This window comes from Novosphingobium gossypii (assembly GCF_050433305.1).
Taxonomy (GTDB): domain Bacteria; phylum Pseudomonadota; class Alphaproteobacteria; order Sphingomonadales; family Sphingomonadaceae; genus Novosphingobium; species Novosphingobium gossypii.
In genome coordinates this window covers 565,423-580,759 of record NZ_JBNPXM010000001.1, presented here as the reverse complement: position 1 = coordinate 580,759, position 15,337 = coordinate 565,423, and the positions used below count along the sequence as shown (strand labels likewise).

Below are 15,337 nucleotides of genomic sequence, written 5' to 3'. Positions count from 1 at the left end.
ATCACTTCAGTTCGAGCGCGCGGGCATAGAGCGTCTTGCGATCAAGCCCGGTCGCCTTCGCCACGGCTGCAGCCGCCTGCGACGCCTTCGCGCCTGCCAGCGCATCGCGCAGCAGGGCATCCACATCCACTTCGCCCAGCGGCTCCTCTCCCGGTGGGGCGATGAGCAGCACGATCTCCCCCTTGGGCGGGTGCGCGGCGTAGTATTCGGCGACTTCCTGTGGAGAACCGCTGCGGCATTCCTCGAATTTCTTGGTCAATTCGCGCGCAACCGCAACCTCACGCCCCGGCAAGACAGAGGCGATCGCGGCCAGCGAAGCATCGAGGCGCGGCGCGGTTTCGTAGAAGACCAGCGTGGCGGGCACGCGCGCCAGATCGGTCAGCACATCCTCGCGCGCCTTGGCCTTGTTAGGCAGGAACCCGGCGAACAGGAAGCGGTCGTTCGGCAACCCCGAAAGCGTCATCGCCACCACCGCCGCATTCGGCCCCGGCAAGCTGGTTACGGGGATTTCGCGCTCCCTTGCCGTGCGGACGAGGCGATAGCCGGGGTCAGAGATCAGCGGCGTTCCCGCATCGCTGACCAGTGCCACCGGCTCCACCTGCATCAGCGCCAGCAGGCGTTCGCGGTCGCCCTCCCCGGCATGGTCGTCATAGCGCAACAGCTTCTTCTTCAGCCCCAGGTGATGCAGCAGCTTGCCCGTCACGCGGGTGTCCTCGCAAGCGACTACCGAGACGCCGCGCAGGGTCTCGACCGCGCGCAGGGTTATGTCCCCCAGGTTGCCAATGGGGGTTGCGACTATGTAAAGGCCCGGCGAAAGAGTGTTTTCCATCGGCCAGACTCATGGCCCAGATACCGAGGGAGCGGCAAGCCATGTTCGACGTCAAAGGGACGGGGAACCTCAATCGCCGAAATCTTCTGGCCGCCGCCGCGATGGCGCTGGTCGCCGGATGCGCCGTGGTGCCCAAGGCGCCGCAGTCCGGCCCGGTCGCACCGCCCCCACCGCCGCCGCCCACGAACCAGAGCGACATTCCCGTCGACACCGAACGTCACCGCGTTGCGCTGCTGGTGCCGATCAGCGGCACCAATTCGGGAGTCGGGCAGGCAATCGCCAATGCCGCCAACATGGCGCTGCTCGATACCGGCGCCAAGAACCTGCGCGTCACGACTTACGACACCACGAACAATCCGGCGGAAGCCGCCCGCAAGGCTATCGCCGACGGCAACATGCTGATCCTGGGCCCGCTGCTGTCGGACGACATCCCTGCCGTCTCCGCCATCGCCAAGGCCGCGAAGATCCCGGTCATCTCGTTCTCCAACGACGAACAGGCCGCCAACCGCGACGTCTTCATCATGGGCAACCTCCCCGGCCAGTCGGTGACGCGCACGGTTCAGTATGCCCGCAGCCAGGGCATCACCACTTTCGCCGCTCTCGTCCCGCGTGGAGACTATGGCGACCGCACCAGCGCCGCCCTGCTTGCCGCCGTGCGCGCCAGCAACGGCGCGGTCGTGGCGCTTGAGCCTTACGAGCGCAGCGCCGCCTCCATCGCTTCGGCGGCGCAGCGGGTTAAGGCGAAGGGCGGGTTCGACGCCCTGCTGATCGCCGACAGCGGCAGCCTTTCGGTCCGCGCCGCCACCGCCTTCAAGGGCGCCGCCAAGGTAACGGGCGGCACTACACCCACCGTGCGCCTGCTGGGCACCGAACTGTGGAGCGGCGAGCGCGACGTCAACGCCACCGCCGCGCTTTCGGGTGCGTGGTACTCCACGGTTTCGGACCAGCGCTTCGGCCAGTTCTCCAAGAGCTACCGCGCCCGCTTCGGAACGCAGCCCTTCCGCATTTCCACGCTGGGTTATGACGCCGTGCTGCTCACCCTGCGCGTCGCGCGGGACTGGAAGCCAGGGGCCCGCTTCCCCGCCGAGACCCTGCGCGACACCAAGGCGTTCCCGGGCGGCTTCCTGGGCGTGGACGGCGCGTTCCGCTTCACCCGCGGCGGCCTGATCGAACGCGCGCTCGAAGTGCGCGAAGTCCAGACCGGCACCGTCAAGGTGGTCAGCCCGGCCCCCATCAAGTTCGGCGAGTGACGCCCGCCCGCCAGCCCATCCCGGACCCGATCCGGGATGACGGCTGCGGATAAAACGCGAACAAACGCTTGCCGCCGCGATTCTGCGCGGCCTATACTCGGGCCATGTCCGACGACCTCTTCGACAAGCTGCCTGCCGCCACCGGCGAGGCTTACGACGGTTCCGCGATCGAAGTGCTGGAGGGGCTGGAACCCGTCCGCCGCCGTCCGGGCATGTATATCGGCGGGACGGACGAACGCGCGCTGCACCACCTTGCCGCCGAAGTCCTCGACAATGCGATGGACGAAGCCGTCGCCGGCCACGCCAACCGGATCGAGGTGACTCTGGAGGAGGAACCCGGCACCGCCGGGCGCATCACCATCACCGACAACGGGCGCGGCATCCCGGTGGACGAGCATCCCAAGTATCCGGGCAAGTCCGCGCTTGAGGTAATCCTCTCCACCCTGCACTCGGGCGGCAAGTTCTCGGGCAAGGCCTATGCCACCTCGGGCGGCCTGCACGGCGTCGGCATCTCGGTGGTCAACGCGCTGTCGGTGAAGACCCGCGTCGAAGTGGCGCGCAACAAGGAACTCTACGCGCAGGAGTTTTCGCGCGGCGTCACGCTGGGGCCGATCCAGCGCGTGGGCGCGGCGCCCAACCGGCGCGGCACCGCCGTCACCTTCACGCCCGACACCGAAATCTTCGGCGACCAGAAGTTCAAGGCCGCCCGCCTGTTCAAGCTGGTACGTTCCAAGGCCTATCTGTTCGCGGGCGTTGAAATCCGCTGGAAATGCGCGCCCTCGTTGGCGGTGGACGGCGTGCCCGCAGAGGCGACCTTCCAGTTTCCGGGCGGCCTGGCCGACCATCTGGCCGAACAGATCGGCACCCGCGAATGCGTGACGACACAGTTCTTCTCAGGCAGGCAGGATTTCCCCAAGGGCGAGGACGGCTCCGAACAGGGCCGGGTCGAATGGGCGATCGCCTGGCCGCTCTATTCGGACGGCAGCTATTCCTGGTACTGCAACACCATCCCGACGCCGGACGGCGGCACTCATGAACAGGGCCTGCGCGGCGCGCTGACCAAGGGCATCCGCGCCTTTGCCGAACTGGTAGGCCAGGCGAAGAAGGCCAAGGACATCACGCCCGATGACGTCATCACCGGCAGCGAAGTGATGTTGTCGGTCTTCATTCGCGATCCCCAGTTCCAGAGCCAGACCAAGGACCGCCTGACATCGCCGGAAGCGGCGCGGATGGTCGAGGCGGCGGTGCGCGATCATTTCGATCACTTCCTGACCGACAACCTCGATCGCGGCAAGGCGCTTCTGGGTGCGGTGATGGAGCGCATGGACGACCGCCTGCGCCGCAAGGCGGAGCGCGAGGTGAAGCGCAAGACCGCCACCAATGCGCGCAAGCTGCGCCTGCCCGGCAAGCTGACGGACTGCTCGGGCGAAGGGCATGGCGAAACCGAACTGTTCATCGTCGAGGGCGATTCGGCAGGCGGTTCCGCCAAGCAGGCACGCGATCGAAAGACGCAGGCGATCCTGCCCATCCGCGGCAAGATCCTCAACGTCGCCAGCGCCACGGCGGACAAGATCCGCGCCAACCAGGAAATCGCAGACCTCGGCCTTGCGCTCGGTTGCGGCACGCGCAAGGACTGCAACGCCGACAACCTGCGCTATGATCGCATCGTCATCATGACCGACGCCGACGTCGACGGGGCCCATATCGCCACGCTGCTGATGACCTTCTTCTTCCAGGAAATGCCGGACATCGTGCGGCGCGGCCACCTCTATCTCGCCCAGCCGCCGCTCTACCGCCTGACATCGGGCGCGACTTCCGCTTATGCGCGTGATGACGCCCACCGTGCCGAGCTGGAAGCGACGAAGTTCAAGGGCAAGAAGGTCGAAGTCGGCCGCTTCAAGGGTCTTGGCGAGATGAACCCGCAGCAACTGCGCGAAACCACGATGAGCCCGGAAACGCGCTCGCTGATCCGCATCACCCTGCCGCAGGAAAACGAGGGCCGCTTTCAGGTCAAGGATCTGGTCGATCGCCTGATGGGCCGTAACCCCGAACACCGCTTCCAGTTCATCCAGAACCGAGCAGGTGAGGTGGATCGCGAACTGATCGACGCCTGATCCGGACCGGATCGGCCTGATCGGGCGTTGACCCGGCGCGCCATCGCAGTCAGCTTCTGGGCGCAAATGCACGGGGAGGAGCGGGGCGATGGATGGATGGCGGCATGTTCTGAAACTTGCCCTGGTGCTGTTGCTGGGCATCAGCGTTACAGGAACGGCAATGGCGCAGACTGGCGGCGAAGCGTTGCTGCGCGCTCGCATGGGCGAAGTCGTGGCGGTCATGCAAGGCAAAGGCGATCCGGCGCGGACCTTCGACACTCGCTTCCTTGCCGCAGTCCCTCCCGACGAACTGCGCGCGCTGGCGAACCAGCTGGTGGCGCAGGGCGGCCCGATCACCGGCATTGCCGACTTCAGGCGTGAACAGCAGGGCTCCGCCACTTTCACGCTGACGTTTGCCAAAGGCACCGCGCCCGCGCGGATCGAACTCAATCCCGCCGCCCCCGGCCTTGTTTCGGGCCTGCGGATCTTCGGGTTCACGCCGGATGGGGATAGCCTTGACAAGCTGGACGGTGAATTCGCCACGCTGCCCGGCAAGGCCGGGTTCGCTATCTATCGCTTGGCGCAAGGCCGTCCTCGCCTGATTAGAGGTCGCGCAGCCGATAAACCCTTTGCGGTGGGCTCCACATTCAAGCTCTACGTACTGGCCGCGCTTGCCCGGCAGGTGAAGGACGGCAAGCGGCACTGGAACGACGTGGTGCCGGTGTCTGGCAAGTCCTTCCCCGGCGGCACCATCCATACCCTGCCCGATGGCGCCCCGGTGACGGTGCACACGCTGGCCAGCCTGATGATTGCGATCAGCGACAACACCGCCACCGACATCCTCGTGCGACTGGTGGGGCAGGAAGACCTGGCCCGTGAGGTAGAGCTGGCCGGTCACGCCAGACCTGAGGCTCTCGCACCGATGATGACGACGGCCCAACTGTTCGCGCTCAAGCGGTCCGGGGCACAAACCGCTGCTGCCTACGCCGCCGCAACTCCTGCAGAGCGCGAGGGGATGCTGGCCGCGCTCGACCTGTCGGCCATCTCCTCCGCCGATCCGGGTGAGGTGTTCGGCCACGGCCCGGTCGCGATCGATACGGTGGAGTGGTTCGCCTCTCCCGCCGATCTTGCCGGCGTGATGGACGACCTGCGCCGCCTCGACAGCGCCGAAGCGTTCGCCATCCTGGCGATCAACCCGGCCATGGACGCGTCCACGGCCCGTGGCTGGCGGCGCGTGGGCTACAAGGGAGGGTCGGAAGACGGCGTCATCAGCATGACCTGGCTTCTTCAGGACAAGGACGGCGCATGGTCCGTCGTCACCGGCAGCTGGAACGATGCCGGGGCGCCGGTGGACGCATCCCGCTTCGAAATGCTCATGCTGCGGCTTGCCAAACTGGCGCGCCGATGACTGTTTTGCCTTGCCGCTTCGCACCATATCGGGCTTAACCGCGTAGTTAAAGCGAGCAGGATGAACCGATGCAGCGTTTCGAAGGCACCCGCAACTACGTCGCCACCGAAGACCTGAAGGTGGCGGTCAACGCCGCGGTTCTGCTACGTCGGCCCCTGCTGGTGAAAGGGGAGCCGGGCACCGGCAAGACCGTGCTGGCCGAACAGATCGCCGCTGCGCTCGATGCGCCGCTCATCACCTGGAACGTCAAGTCGACAACCAAGGCGCATCAGGGCTTGTACGAATACGACGCGGTGGCCCGCCTGCGCGATGGTCAGCTGGGCGATGCGCGGGTCCATGACATCGGCAACTATATCCGCAAGGGCAAGCTGTGGGAGGCGTTCACCTCGCCCCGCCTGCCGGTCCTGCTGATCGACGAGATCGACAAGGCGGACATCGAATTCCCGAACGACCTCCTGGCCGAACTCGATCGCATGGCCTTCGACGTCTACGAAACCGGCGAGCATATCGCCGCCGCCGAGCGTCCGGTGGTGGTCATTACGTCGAACAACGAGAAGGATCTGCCCGACGCCTTCCTGCGCCGCTGCTTCTTCCACTACATCCGCTTCCCCGACCGCGAGACGATGGAGGCGATCATCGACGTCCATTTCCCCGGCATCCAGAAGACGCTGGTGCGCAAGGCAATGGAAATCTTCTACGAACTGCGCGAAGTGCCTGGCCTGAAGAAGAAACCGTCGACCAGCGAGCTGCTGGACTGGCTGAAGCTGCTGATGAACGAGGACATGCCGCTGGACGTCCTGCAAAACCGCGACCCCAGCAAGGCGATTCCGCCGCTGCATGGGGCGCTGCTGAAGAACGAGCAGGACGTGATGATGTTCGAAAGGCTGGCCTTCATGGCACGGGGAAATCGCTGATGACTGCCCCTTACACCGGCCGCTGCAACTGCGGCGCGGTTACCGTCGAGATCGCCGCAGAGCCGGTGACGACGCGCCAGTGCTGGTGCCACCAGTGCCAGAAGGCGGCAGCCGGCGGCCCCACACACAACGCGATCTTCCCGACCGATGCTGTGGTCATCGCCGGAGAGCGTGGCGAATACGTCTACATCGCGGCCAGCGGCAACACCCTGACGCAGGAGTTCTGCCTGGCTTGCGGCAGCCCTGTCCTTGGCCGGTCCAGCGCCCGCCCGCAGTTCCGCACGATCCGCTTCGGCATGCTGGACGGCAACCATGGCCTGCGCCCCCAGATGGCGATCTGGACCGACGATGCACCGACATGGGCCATGATCGATCCCGCGCTGGAACGCTGGCCGCAACAGCCCCCTGCCCCGGCGCCGTCCTCTCAGGACTGAGCGATGGCGTCGACGCCTTCGTCAGGATCGAGCGCGCATACCCGCTTCGGCGCGATCCGCACGCGGCTGGAGGCATTCGCGCCGCGCCCCGGCTGGCGGGCATGGCTGTACGAGTTCCTGCTGTTCGGCTTCAAGCAGGGCTGGGCCTGCCTTTTCGGCGGGCTGCTGCTGGGACTGCTGCTGGCGACGCACCTGTTCTATCCGCCCGGCGCGCCGCTGGCCCGCTACGATTTCCTGACGCTGGCGGCGCTGGCCATACAACTCGCGATGCTGGCGTTGCGGCTTGAGACGCTGGAGGAAGCCAGGGTCATCCTGGCCTTCCACGTCGTCGGCACCGTGATGGAGCTGTTCAAAACGGCGCATGGGTCGTGGGAATACCCGGAGGCCGCCATGCTTCGCATCGGTGGAGTGCCGCTGTTTTCGGGCTTCATGTATGCTGCGGTGGGCAGCTACATCGCGCGGGTCTGGCGCATCTTCGACTTCCGGTTCAGCAGCTACCCGCGGGAAGGGGTGTCCATTGCGCTGGCAGTGGCGATCTACGTCAACTTCTTCGCCCATCACTGGCTGCCCGATGTGCGCCTTGTCCTGTTCGCACTGCTGGGCGCGTTCTTCCTGCGCACCCGCATCTGGTTCCGCGTCTGGCGCGAGGATCGGTGGATGCCGCTGCTGCTGGGCTGGTTCCTGGTCGCACTGTTCATCTGGTTCGCGGAGAACCTTGCGACATTTTCGCGCGCCTGGATCTATCCCAGCCAGCGCAGTGGGTGGGCGATGGTGCACTTCGGCAAACTCGGGGCGTGGTACCTGCTGATGTATATATCGTTCGTATTGGTGGCAGCCGTGCACCGGCCACGAAAGCGCATTGCGGCCGCTGCCCCTGAATGTTCCTACACTGGGCCTGATTGATAGGATGGCCGCCATGACCAGCCTTGCCACCTCTTCGCCGTATGATCCCAAAGGTCACACGTCATCCGCACGAAATGACCTGATTCCCGCAGGTTCGGCGGCGTTTTTGGCATCGGTTCGGTGCGTGTCTGCTTCAACTACCGCAGGCGTGGGCCAGCCGCCATGTTCCTGAACTTCATCGACGAACTGCGCGCAGCGGGTATTCCCGCGTCGCTCAAGGAACATCTGGTGCTGCTGGAGGCGCTGGACCGCGACGTGATCGAGCAGACGCCCGAAGCGTTCTACTACCTGAGCCGCGCCACTTTCGTGAAAGATGAAGGGCTGCTCGACCGCTTCGATCAGGTGTTCCGCAAGGTCTTCGAAGGCGTCTTCAGCGATTACGGCCAGCAGCCCACCGCCATTCCCGAAGACTGGCTGAAGGCCCTTGCCGAGCGCTACTTCACACCGGAAGAGATGGAGGCGGTGAAATCGCTGGGCGACTGGGACCGCATCATGGAGACGCTGAAGCAGCGGCTTGAGGAGCAGCAGGGCCGGCATCAGGGCGGCAACAAGTGGATCGGCACCGGCGGCACATCGCCGTTCGGACATTCCGGCTATAACCCCGAAGGCGTGCGGATCGGCGGGGAAGGCCGTCAGGGCCGCGCGATCAAGGTCTGGGAAAAGCGTGAATTCGCCAACCTCGACAGCAGCCGCGAACTGGGTACGCGCAACATCAAGGTAGCGCTGCGCCGCCTGCGCCGCTTCGCCCGTGAAGGCGCGGCGGAGGAACTGGACCTCGATGCGACGATTGCCGGCACGGCCCGGCAAGGCTGGCTCGATGTCGTCATGCGGCCGGAGCGGCACAATGCGGTGAAGGTGCTGCTGTTCCTCGACGTCGGCGGGTCGATGGACCCGTTCGTGCGGCTGGTCGAAGACCTGTTCAGCGCCGCTACCGCCGAGTTCAAGAACATGGAGTTCTTCTACTTCCACAACTGTCTTTACGAAGGCGTATGGAAGGACAACCGCCGTCGCTGGTCGCAGCGCACGCCGACCTGGGATGTGCTGCACAAGTACGGGCACGACTACAAGGTGATCTTCGTCGGCGACGCGGCGATGAGCCCTTACGAGATCAGTCATCCGGGCGGTTCGGTGGAGCACATGAACGAGGAAGCGGGTGCCGTCTGGCTACAGCGCGTGGTCCAGACATATCCGGCGACGGTGTGGCTCAATCCCTCGCCCGAACGGCAATGGGGGTATTCCGGGTCCACCCGGCTAATCCGCGAGATCATGGGCGGGGCCATGTATCCGCTGACGCTGGACGGACTGGACGATGCGATGCGCGAATTGACGCGGCGCAAGGGTTGATGGGCTTTCGGGCCGGACGTGTTAGACTTGCACCAGCATAGGAGAAGACCGATGACGACTTTCCTGCTCATGCTTGCCGCCGGCGTCGCTGCTCAGGCCGCCGCTGAAGAGGCGAAACCCCGCCATTGCGCTTACAACCTGGAACGGGTCGCCGCGCGCTCCGACACCGCGAAGTTCGAGACCGGCAAGGACGCGCCGATGCTGCTAAGCGCCGTCGAGAAGCGCATCGGCGGCTGTCCCGTGCTGACCGAGGCAGGGACCGGACGGCTGATCGAACCGCCGGTCTTCGATGGGCGCAAGGGCCGGGTGTCTCCGGCACGCTGATGGACCTGCGCAGCGGTGGGCTCTGCTCAATACAGCAGCAGGTCGGCCACTTCCGCGTGCCACGCCGCTTCGTCACGGCTGACGATCCGGTCCAGATCGGCGGGCGTGGATGTGGCATCGTCCACCCATTCGCGCAAGGCAGGCCCGCCATTGATGACGTCGATCGCCAATCGATCGAACTCGTACTCATAGGGAAAATCGCGCCACAGCGGATAGTCGGGGTACAGGCGGCGGATGGCCTTGAACGCCAGCGCCTGCAGCCGCCATGGCCGGAAGGCATGATGATCGTAGAACGGCCCTTCGGCGTGGATCATCAGGCCGTTGCACAAGGCGCCGGCATGCTTGTGGAACGTGGGCTCGAACCAGCATTCGCGGATCGCGCAGCCGGCCAGCCAGTCCGGTGCAAAGCTGCGCATTTCGGCAAGGACAGCCTTGGCGTCGATGTCGGGCGCGCCGAACAGCACTTCGAGGGGACGGGTGGTGCCCCGCCCTTCGGAGACGGTCGCGCCCTCGATCATCACGGTGCCTGCATAGGCGCGGGCCATATTGAGGTTGGCGGCATTGGGGCTGGGGTTGATCCAGATCCGGTCCTGCGGCCAGCCATGACCGGGTGCGGCGTCGGGTTGCCAGCCGTCCATCGCGATCACGCGGTAATCGACGTCGAGGCTGAAATGGCGGATAAACCAGTGACCCATCTCACCCAGCGTAAGGCCATGGCGCATCGGCATCGGCCCTGCCCCGACGAAGCTCTCCTGCCCCGGCAGCAGGGTGGTGCCTTCGACCGGGCGACCGGCAGGATTGGGGCGGTCAAGCACCCAGACGCTCTTGCCCCGCGCCGCCGCTTCCTCAAGCAGGTAGAGCAGCGTGGTGACGAAGGTATAGATGCGGCAGCCCAGGTCCTGCAGGTCGAACAGGAACACGTCGGCGCTGTCCATCATCGCAGCGGTAGGGCGGCGGACTTCGCCGTAGAGGCTGAAGACGGGGATGCCGTATACCGGATCGACCTCGTCCAGCGTCTCGACCATGTTGTCCTGCTTGTCGCCCTTCAGCCCATGCTGCGGACCGAAGGCGCTGGTCAGGTTGATGCCCGCGGCGATCAGCGCGTCGAGCGAATGGACCAGTCCCTCCGTGACGGAGGCGGGATGGGCGACGAGCGAAACGCGTTTTCCGTCCAGCGGAGCGCGCAGGGTGGGGTCCGCCAGCAGGCGGTCGATGCCGAACTTCATGGCGTGCTCGGTGCCGCAACGCTCGCCGCGAAGCAAGCCGGATCGTGGAAGTCGGGCACATCGCAACCGTGGACAAGCGACCAGTAGCTTTTATGGCCGCCCTCCTCCTCGATCACGGCGGTGAAGCCGCAGCGCCAGGGGGCACCCGGAAGGCCGGCGGCGGGAATGGCGGCATCGAAGATCGCCATGTCCGTGCCACGGCGCATGGTGCATTCCGGTTCGCGCGGCATCGGCCGTTCCGTCATGCCATCGCGCCGGGCGCTGAAGTCGTAGACATTCCAGCGTTCGGACGGGGACAGGTTGATTTCGGTGTAGCCCGGCCCATCGCCCGGCTGAAGGAACAGTTCGAAGCAGGTGGTCTGCCACAGCCCGTCGGCCCGGCCCTTGCCAGCGAAGGGGGGGACCATCAGCTTTGCCGCGCCCGTGATCTTCCAACGCGCGCGCAGCCACTGCTCGTCATGCCCGATGATGCGCGCCTCCACGCTGCGGATGGCCAATGGAGGGTGTGCAGGGTGAAACGCAAGCTCGGTCATGCGCTTTCGCTATGCGCAGGCGCAACCGGTTGGCAATCCGCTTTTGACAAGCCGCGCCGTTCGGGTGACCTATCGCGCAGACCATCCATTTATTTCCCCCCTTCCCCGTGCTAGGCGCGCCGCTCCTGTCAACACGAAGCGGAACCGATGACCTACAATTCGACCCTGCTGCGCCTCCTCGAAGAGCGAGGCTACATCCACCAGCTCACCGATGCGGAAGGGCTTGATGCCTACGCGACGAAGCAGGTGGTGCCGGGGTATATCGGCTTCGACCCCACGGCGCCTTCGCTGCACGTGGGGCATCTCGTTTCGATCATGATGCTGCGCCAGCTGCAGCGCGCGGGCCACAAGCCCATCGTCCTGATGGGCGGCGGCACCGGCAAGATCGGCGACCCCAGCTTCAAGGACGAAGCGCGCAAGCTGCTAACCGAGGACACGATTGCCCAGAACGTGGCCTCGATCCGTCGTGTGTTCGAGCGCTTCCTGACGTTCGGCGACGGTCCAAGCGACGCGATCATGGTCGATAATGCGGACTGGCTCGACAAGCTGGAATACATCCCGTTCCTGCGCGACATCGGCCAGCACTTCTCGATCAACCGCATGCTCAGCTTCGATTCCGTCAAGCTGCGGCTGGATCGCGAACAGTCGCTCAGCTTCCTCGAATTCAACTACATGATCCTTCAGGCGTACGACTTCCTGGAACTGTCGCGCAAGGCCGGTTGCCGTCTGCAGATGGGCGGCTCCGACCAGTGGGGCAACATCGTCAACGGCGTGGAACTGGCGCGCCGCGTCGACGGCACGCAGGTGTTCGGGCTGACTACGCCGCTGCTCACCAACGCTGATGGCACCAAGATGGGCAAGACGGTGGGCGGCGCGGTCTGGCTGAACGAAGACCAGTTGCCGCACTTCGATTACTGGCAGTTCTGGCGCAACACCGACGATCGCGACGTGGGCAAGCGCCTGCGCCTGTTCACCGACCTGCCGCTGGACGAGATCGCCCGGCTCGAAGCCCTTGAAGGCAACGAGATCAACGCCGCCAAGATCGTCCTCGCGAACGAGGCAACCCGGTTGTGCCGTGGTGAGGAAGCCTCGAAATCCGCCGAAGCCACCGCGCAGGCGACGTTCGCGGGCGGCGGCATCGGCGGCGACCTGCCGACCGTCGAAGTCGACGCCGAAGGTATCCGCCTTGGCGCTGCCTGCACCGCGCTCGGCTTCGTGGCGTCCAATGGAGAAGCCAAGCGCAAGATCGCCGAGAACGCCGTGCGTCTCGACGATGTGGCGATGGACGACCCCGCCCTGCTGATCACGCTGGCTCCGGGCGAAACCCGCAAGCTCAGCGTGGGCAAGAAGAAGCACGGCATCCTCAAGGGCATCTGATGCTCCGCCGCCGGCCCTCACCTTTCGGGCCGGCGGCCTTAACGCCTTGTTTGCCATTTGTGCGTAGTGTCGCCGCACGGTCAAAGAACAGAGGCGAAATTCCATGAGTGCAGGGGCGCAGCTCACTGTCACCGACAAGCGTCGCGCAGCGCGCCACCCCGTCGATTACACGGTCATTGCCGAGCATCGCCAGCTTGGCGACCTCAACCTGCATATCGTCAATGTCTCGGCCCAGGGCTTCATGGTGGACGGCGACCTTGCGCTGGAGCGCGGCGAGCGCCTTGTCATGCGCCTGCCCGTTGTCGGCCGGATAGAAGCGCACCTCATCTGGATCCACGAAGGCCGCGCCGGCTTCCAGTTCGAGCGGATCATCCGCATCGACGACTTCCTAAAGCTGGTCGACACCCTGCAGCCCAACCCACGCTTGCGGCCAAAGCGCTGACGAAGCGGCTCCTGACTCCCCTGGCAATGTTCTGATATAAATTGTCGCAGTCGCGCAAAACTTTGTTGATATAGTATATCATGACAATTAGAGGCGTCGCCATGACACCTCGCCCCCCCCGAATCGCCCTGCTGGCCTGTGCCGGCCTCGTTGCAATCATTGCGGCAGATCCCGCGCTGGCACAGACCGCTTCCGCTTCGCCGGAAGGCACGTCTGGCCACGCGCAGGAAAGCGGACCGGAAATCATCGTCACCGGTCGTGTCATCTCGGGCAACGCCGATCCGATTTCGGCACCCGTGGTACTTACGGGCGATGCCCTCGCCCGCAACATCCGGCCCCAGATCGGCGACATGCTCAAGAGCCTGCCGGGTGTGACCAGCAGCGGCTTTGCGCCGGGCGTGTCGCGTCCCATCCTGCGCGGCTTCGATGGTCCTCGTGTCCAGGTCCTCCTGGACGGCATCGGTTCGCTGGACGCTTCGGCCGTGTCCGCCGACCACGCAGTTTCGCTCGACACGCTCAACGTCGATCGCGTCGAGGTTCTCCACGGGCCGCGCGTGCTGCTTTATGCCAGCGATCCGGCAGGCGGCGCGGTCAACGCGCTGGACAAGCGCATTCCCCGCGTTGTGCCTGACAAGGCCTTCACCATCGACGCTCTGGGTTCCTACGGCACTGCTGCCAAAGACGTGAACGGCGGTGTCGCCGTCAACGTCAAGCTGGCCGACAAGTGGGTCGCGCACCTCAATGGTTCCTATTTCCACTCCGACGATCTGCATGTCGGCGGGCACGTCCTCTCTCCCGAACTGCGCGCGCAGACGCTTGCCGCGGCTGACGATCTGACCGCTGACGGCGATGCAGAGGGCGCAGCCAGCCTGACCGCACAGGCCAGTCGCAAAGGCAAGATCGCCAACAGCGGAACCGAAGGCTGGACTTACGGCGGCGGCGTGGCCTTCATCGATGCCGGCGGAGACATCGGGGTGTCGGTGCAGCGCGACGCCAACGACTACGGCATCCCGCCGCGCCCCTCCACCGACCTTGGTTCCACGACAATCAGCCTGCGCCAGACCCGGTACGACCTGCGCGCCGGTCTTAACCTCGACGGGTTCCTCAAGCGCCTGGAAGTGCGTGGCGCTTATGGCGATTATCATCACGCCGAGATCGAGGACGGTGAGATCGGCTCGCGCTTCGACAGCAAGTCGATCTCGGTCCGCCTGCAGGCCGATCAGGCCCGCCACGGCATCTGGAGCGGTTCGAGCGGGGTGCAGTATTCCGCTTCGTCGATGGACATCACCGGTGACGAACTGCTGCTTCCCGATACCAACACGACCCGTTTCGCGGCGTTCACGCTGCAGCAGCTCGAAGTCGGCCGCTTCGACCTGGAAGCCGCTCTGCGTTACGAGAACACGCAGATCCGGGCCACCCCGAATGGCGGCGCCCTGCTGACCCGTCAGGACCGCCAGTTCGACCAGTATTCCGCCGTCGTCGGCACCGCCTGGCACCCGACGGACACCCTGACCCTCTCGGTCAACTATCTCCATGGCGAACGCGCACCTTCCGCCGAGGAGCTGTTTGTCAACGGCGCGCACGATGCGACGCAATCGTTCGAAATCGGCAACCCCGATTTCCGCCTTGAAAAGAGCGACGGCATAGAGGCCGGGATCCGCTACAATGGTGGCGACTTTGCCGGGTCCATCACGGCCTATGGCACCAACTTCCACAATTTCATCGCGGCGGTTCCTACCGGCCAGATCGACGCCGATGAAGGCCTGCCCATCTACCAGTACCTTCAGGCCAACGCCCGCTTCCGCGGCATCGAGGCTGAAGGCGCCTTCACCGTCGCGCGCACCGAAACAGGCGGCGCATTCAAGGTGGACGGCGGCGTGGATTACACCCACGCGAAGCTGGTGAACCTCGGTCCCGTGCCGCGCATCCCCCCGCTGCGAGTGCGCGGCGGCCTTGAGTACGATTCGCCCGTCTTCGACCTTCGCGGCGAAGTCGAATGGAACGCCAGGCAGGACCGCGTGACCGAGAACGAAAACCCGACTGACGCCTTCACGCTGGTCAACCTAAGCGCTACCTGGCATCCGACCGGCGAAAAGGGGCCGCTCACCCTCATCCTGTCCGCCAACAACCTGCTCGACGCCTCGGGCCGTCTCGCCGCTTCGCAGACCAAGGACTTCGTGCCGATCGCCGAGCGCGACATGCGCCTTACGGCCCGCTTCACGTATTGATAGAATCAAAGCCGGACCATCTTGGCAAGGGG

14 protein-coding genes are annotated in these 15,337 nt (G+C 65.3%); 11 read left to right on the top strand and 3 right to left on the bottom strand.

Going from position 1 to position 15,337, the window contains the following annotated elements:
• Position 1 precedes the first annotated feature (1 nt).
• The gene (gene rsmI / locus GGR40_RS03055; RefSeq protein WP_429274715.1) at positions 2-829 is read right to left on the bottom strand and encodes a 16S rRNA (cytidine(1402)-2'-O)-methyltransferase; all 828 of its coding nucleotides are present in this window, start codon (positions 827-829) and stop codon (positions 2-4) included.
• Between the two features lie 41 nt (positions 830-870).
• Between rsmI and GGR40_RS03050 the strand changes: the two genes are divergently transcribed.
• The 8 genes from GGR40_RS03050 to GGR40_RS03015 all read left to right on the top strand — a co-directional run bounded on the left by GGR40_RS03050 (position 871) and on the right by GGR40_RS03015 (position 9,499).
• Positions 871-2,079, top strand: coding sequence for a penicillin-binding protein activator (locus GGR40_RS03050; protein ID WP_429274714.1), 1,209 nt, complete (start codon positions 871-873; stop codon positions 2,077-2,079).
• Between the two features lie 104 nt (positions 2,080-2,183).
• Positions 2,184-4,193 (top strand): DNA topoisomerase IV subunit B, encoded by a 2,010-nt coding sequence (gene parE, locus GGR40_RS03045; protein WP_429274713.1) that lies wholly within the window; start codon positions 2,184-2,186, stop codon positions 4,191-4,193.
• Positions 4,194-4,281: 88 nt separating this feature from the next.
• A complete protein-coding gene (locus GGR40_RS03040; RefSeq protein WP_429274712.1) occupies positions 4,282-5,580 on the top strand; it encodes a serine hydrolase in 1,299 nt (432 codons plus the stop codon).
• A 68-nt stretch (positions 5,581-5,648) separates the two neighbouring features.
• Positions 5,649-6,494, top strand: a complete 846-nt coding sequence (locus tag GGR40_RS03035) for an AAA family ATPase (protein WP_429274711.1) — start codon at positions 5,649-5,651, stop codon at positions 6,492-6,494.
• Positions 6,494-6,928, top strand: a complete 435-nt coding sequence (locus tag GGR40_RS03030; protein WP_429274710.1) for a GFA family protein — start codon at positions 6,494-6,496, stop codon at positions 6,926-6,928. Before GGR40_RS03035 ends, GGR40_RS03030 begins: the two co-directional genes overlap by 1 nt.
• Before the next feature lie 3 nt (positions 6,929-6,931).
• The gene (locus GGR40_RS03025) at positions 6,932-7,831 is read left to right on the top strand and encodes a DUF817 domain-containing protein (protein ID WP_429274709.1); all 900 of its coding nucleotides are present in this window, start codon (positions 6,932-6,934) and stop codon (positions 7,829-7,831) included.
• Positions 7,832-7,993: 162 nt separating this feature from the next.
• Positions 7,994-9,175, top strand: coding sequence for a vWA domain-containing protein (locus tag GGR40_RS03020; protein WP_429275206.1), 1,182 nt, complete (start codon positions 7,994-7,996; stop codon positions 9,173-9,175).
• A gap of 51 nt (positions 9,176-9,226) precedes the next feature.
• Positions 9,227-9,499: a hypothetical protein gene (locus tag GGR40_RS03015; RefSeq protein WP_429274708.1), complete on the top strand. Its 273-nt coding sequence runs from the start codon at positions 9,227-9,229 to the stop codon at positions 9,497-9,499.
• Positions 9,500-9,525: 26 nt separating this feature from the next.
• Here GGR40_RS03015 and GGR40_RS03010 read toward each other — a convergent pair whose 3' ends face one another.
• Together GGR40_RS03010 and GGR40_RS03005 are read right to left on the bottom strand one after the other, a co-directional pair.
• Positions 9,526-10,725: an exo-beta-N-acetylmuramidase NamZ family protein gene (locus GGR40_RS03010; RefSeq protein ID WP_429274707.1), complete on the bottom strand. Its 1,200-nt coding sequence runs from the start codon at positions 10,723-10,725 to the stop codon at positions 9,526-9,528.
• Positions 10,722-11,258, bottom strand: a complete 537-nt coding sequence (locus GGR40_RS03005; RefSeq protein ID WP_429274706.1) for a DOMON-like domain-containing protein — start codon at positions 11,256-11,258, stop codon at positions 10,722-10,724. Before GGR40_RS03005 ends, GGR40_RS03010 begins: the two co-directional genes overlap by 4 nt.
• A gap of 147 nt (positions 11,259-11,405) precedes the next feature.
• On the opposite strand from GGR40_RS03005, the gene tyrS reads away from it, so the two are divergent.
• The 3 genes from tyrS (at position 11,406) to GGR40_RS02990 (ending at position 15,305) form a co-directional block, all read left to right on the top strand.
• Entirely contained in the window at positions 11,406-12,635 is a 1,230-nt protein-coding gene (gene tyrS, locus GGR40_RS03000; protein WP_429274705.1) for a tyrosine--tRNA ligase, read from the top strand.
• Between the two features lie 103 nt (positions 12,636-12,738).
• Positions 12,739-13,077, top strand: coding sequence for a PilZ domain-containing protein (locus GGR40_RS02995; protein WP_429274704.1), 339 nt, complete (start codon positions 12,739-12,741; stop codon positions 13,075-13,077).
• A gap of 101 nt (positions 13,078-13,178) precedes the next feature.
• A complete protein-coding gene (locus GGR40_RS02990; protein WP_429274703.1) occupies positions 13,179-15,305 on the top strand; it encodes a TonB-dependent receptor in 2,127 nt (708 codons plus the stop codon).
• The last annotated feature ends 32 nt before the right edge of the window (positions 15,306-15,337 follow it).

Excerpts from the sequence above, each read along its gene's own strand:
- rsmI (WP_429274715.1), bottom strand. The coding sequence starts at position 829 with ATGGAAAACACTCTTTCGCCGGGCCTTTACATAGTCGCAACCCCCATT.
- GGR40_RS03050 (WP_429274714.1), top strand. The coding sequence starts at position 871 with ATGTTCGACGTCAAAGGGACGGGGAACCTCAATCGCCGAAATCTTCTG.
- parE (WP_429274713.1), top strand. The coding sequence starts at position 2,184 with ATGTCCGACGACCTCTTCGACAAGCTGCCTGCCGCCACCGGCGAGGCT.
- GGR40_RS03040 (WP_429274712.1), top strand. The coding sequence starts at position 4,282 with ATGGATGGATGGCGGCATGTTCTGAAACTTGCCCTGGTGCTGTTGCTG.
- GGR40_RS03035 (WP_429274711.1), top strand. The coding sequence starts at position 5,649 with ATGCAGCGTTTCGAAGGCACCCGCAACTACGTCGCCACCGAAGACCTG.
- GGR40_RS03030 (WP_429274710.1), top strand. The coding sequence starts at position 6,494 with ATGACTGCCCCTTACACCGGCCGCTGCAACTGCGGCGCGGTTACCGTC.
- GGR40_RS03025 (WP_429274709.1), top strand. The coding sequence starts at position 6,932 with ATGGCGTCGACGCCTTCGTCAGGATCGAGCGCGCATACCCGCTTCGGC.
- GGR40_RS03020 (WP_429275206.1), top strand. The coding sequence starts at position 7,994 with ATGTTCCTGAACTTCATCGACGAACTGCGCGCAGCGGGTATTCCCGCG.
- GGR40_RS03015 (WP_429274708.1), top strand. The coding sequence starts at position 9,227 with ATGACGACTTTCCTGCTCATGCTTGCCGCCGGCGTCGCTGCTCAGGCC.
- GGR40_RS03010 (WP_429274707.1), bottom strand. The coding sequence starts at position 10,725 with ATGAAGTTCGGCATCGACCGCCTGCTGGCGGACCCCACCCTGCGCGCT.
- GGR40_RS03005 (WP_429274706.1), bottom strand. The coding sequence starts at position 11,258 with ATGACCGAGCTTGCGTTTCACCCTGCACACCCTCCATTGGCCATCCGC.
- tyrS (WP_429274705.1), top strand. The coding sequence starts at position 11,406 with ATGACCTACAATTCGACCCTGCTGCGCCTCCTCGAAGAGCGAGGCTAC.
- GGR40_RS02995 (WP_429274704.1), top strand. The coding sequence starts at position 12,739 with ATGAGTGCAGGGGCGCAGCTCACTGTCACCGACAAGCGTCGCGCAGCG.
- GGR40_RS02990 (WP_429274703.1), top strand. The coding sequence starts at position 13,179 with ATGACACCTCGCCCCCCCCGAATCGCCCTGCTGGCCTGTGCCGGCCTC.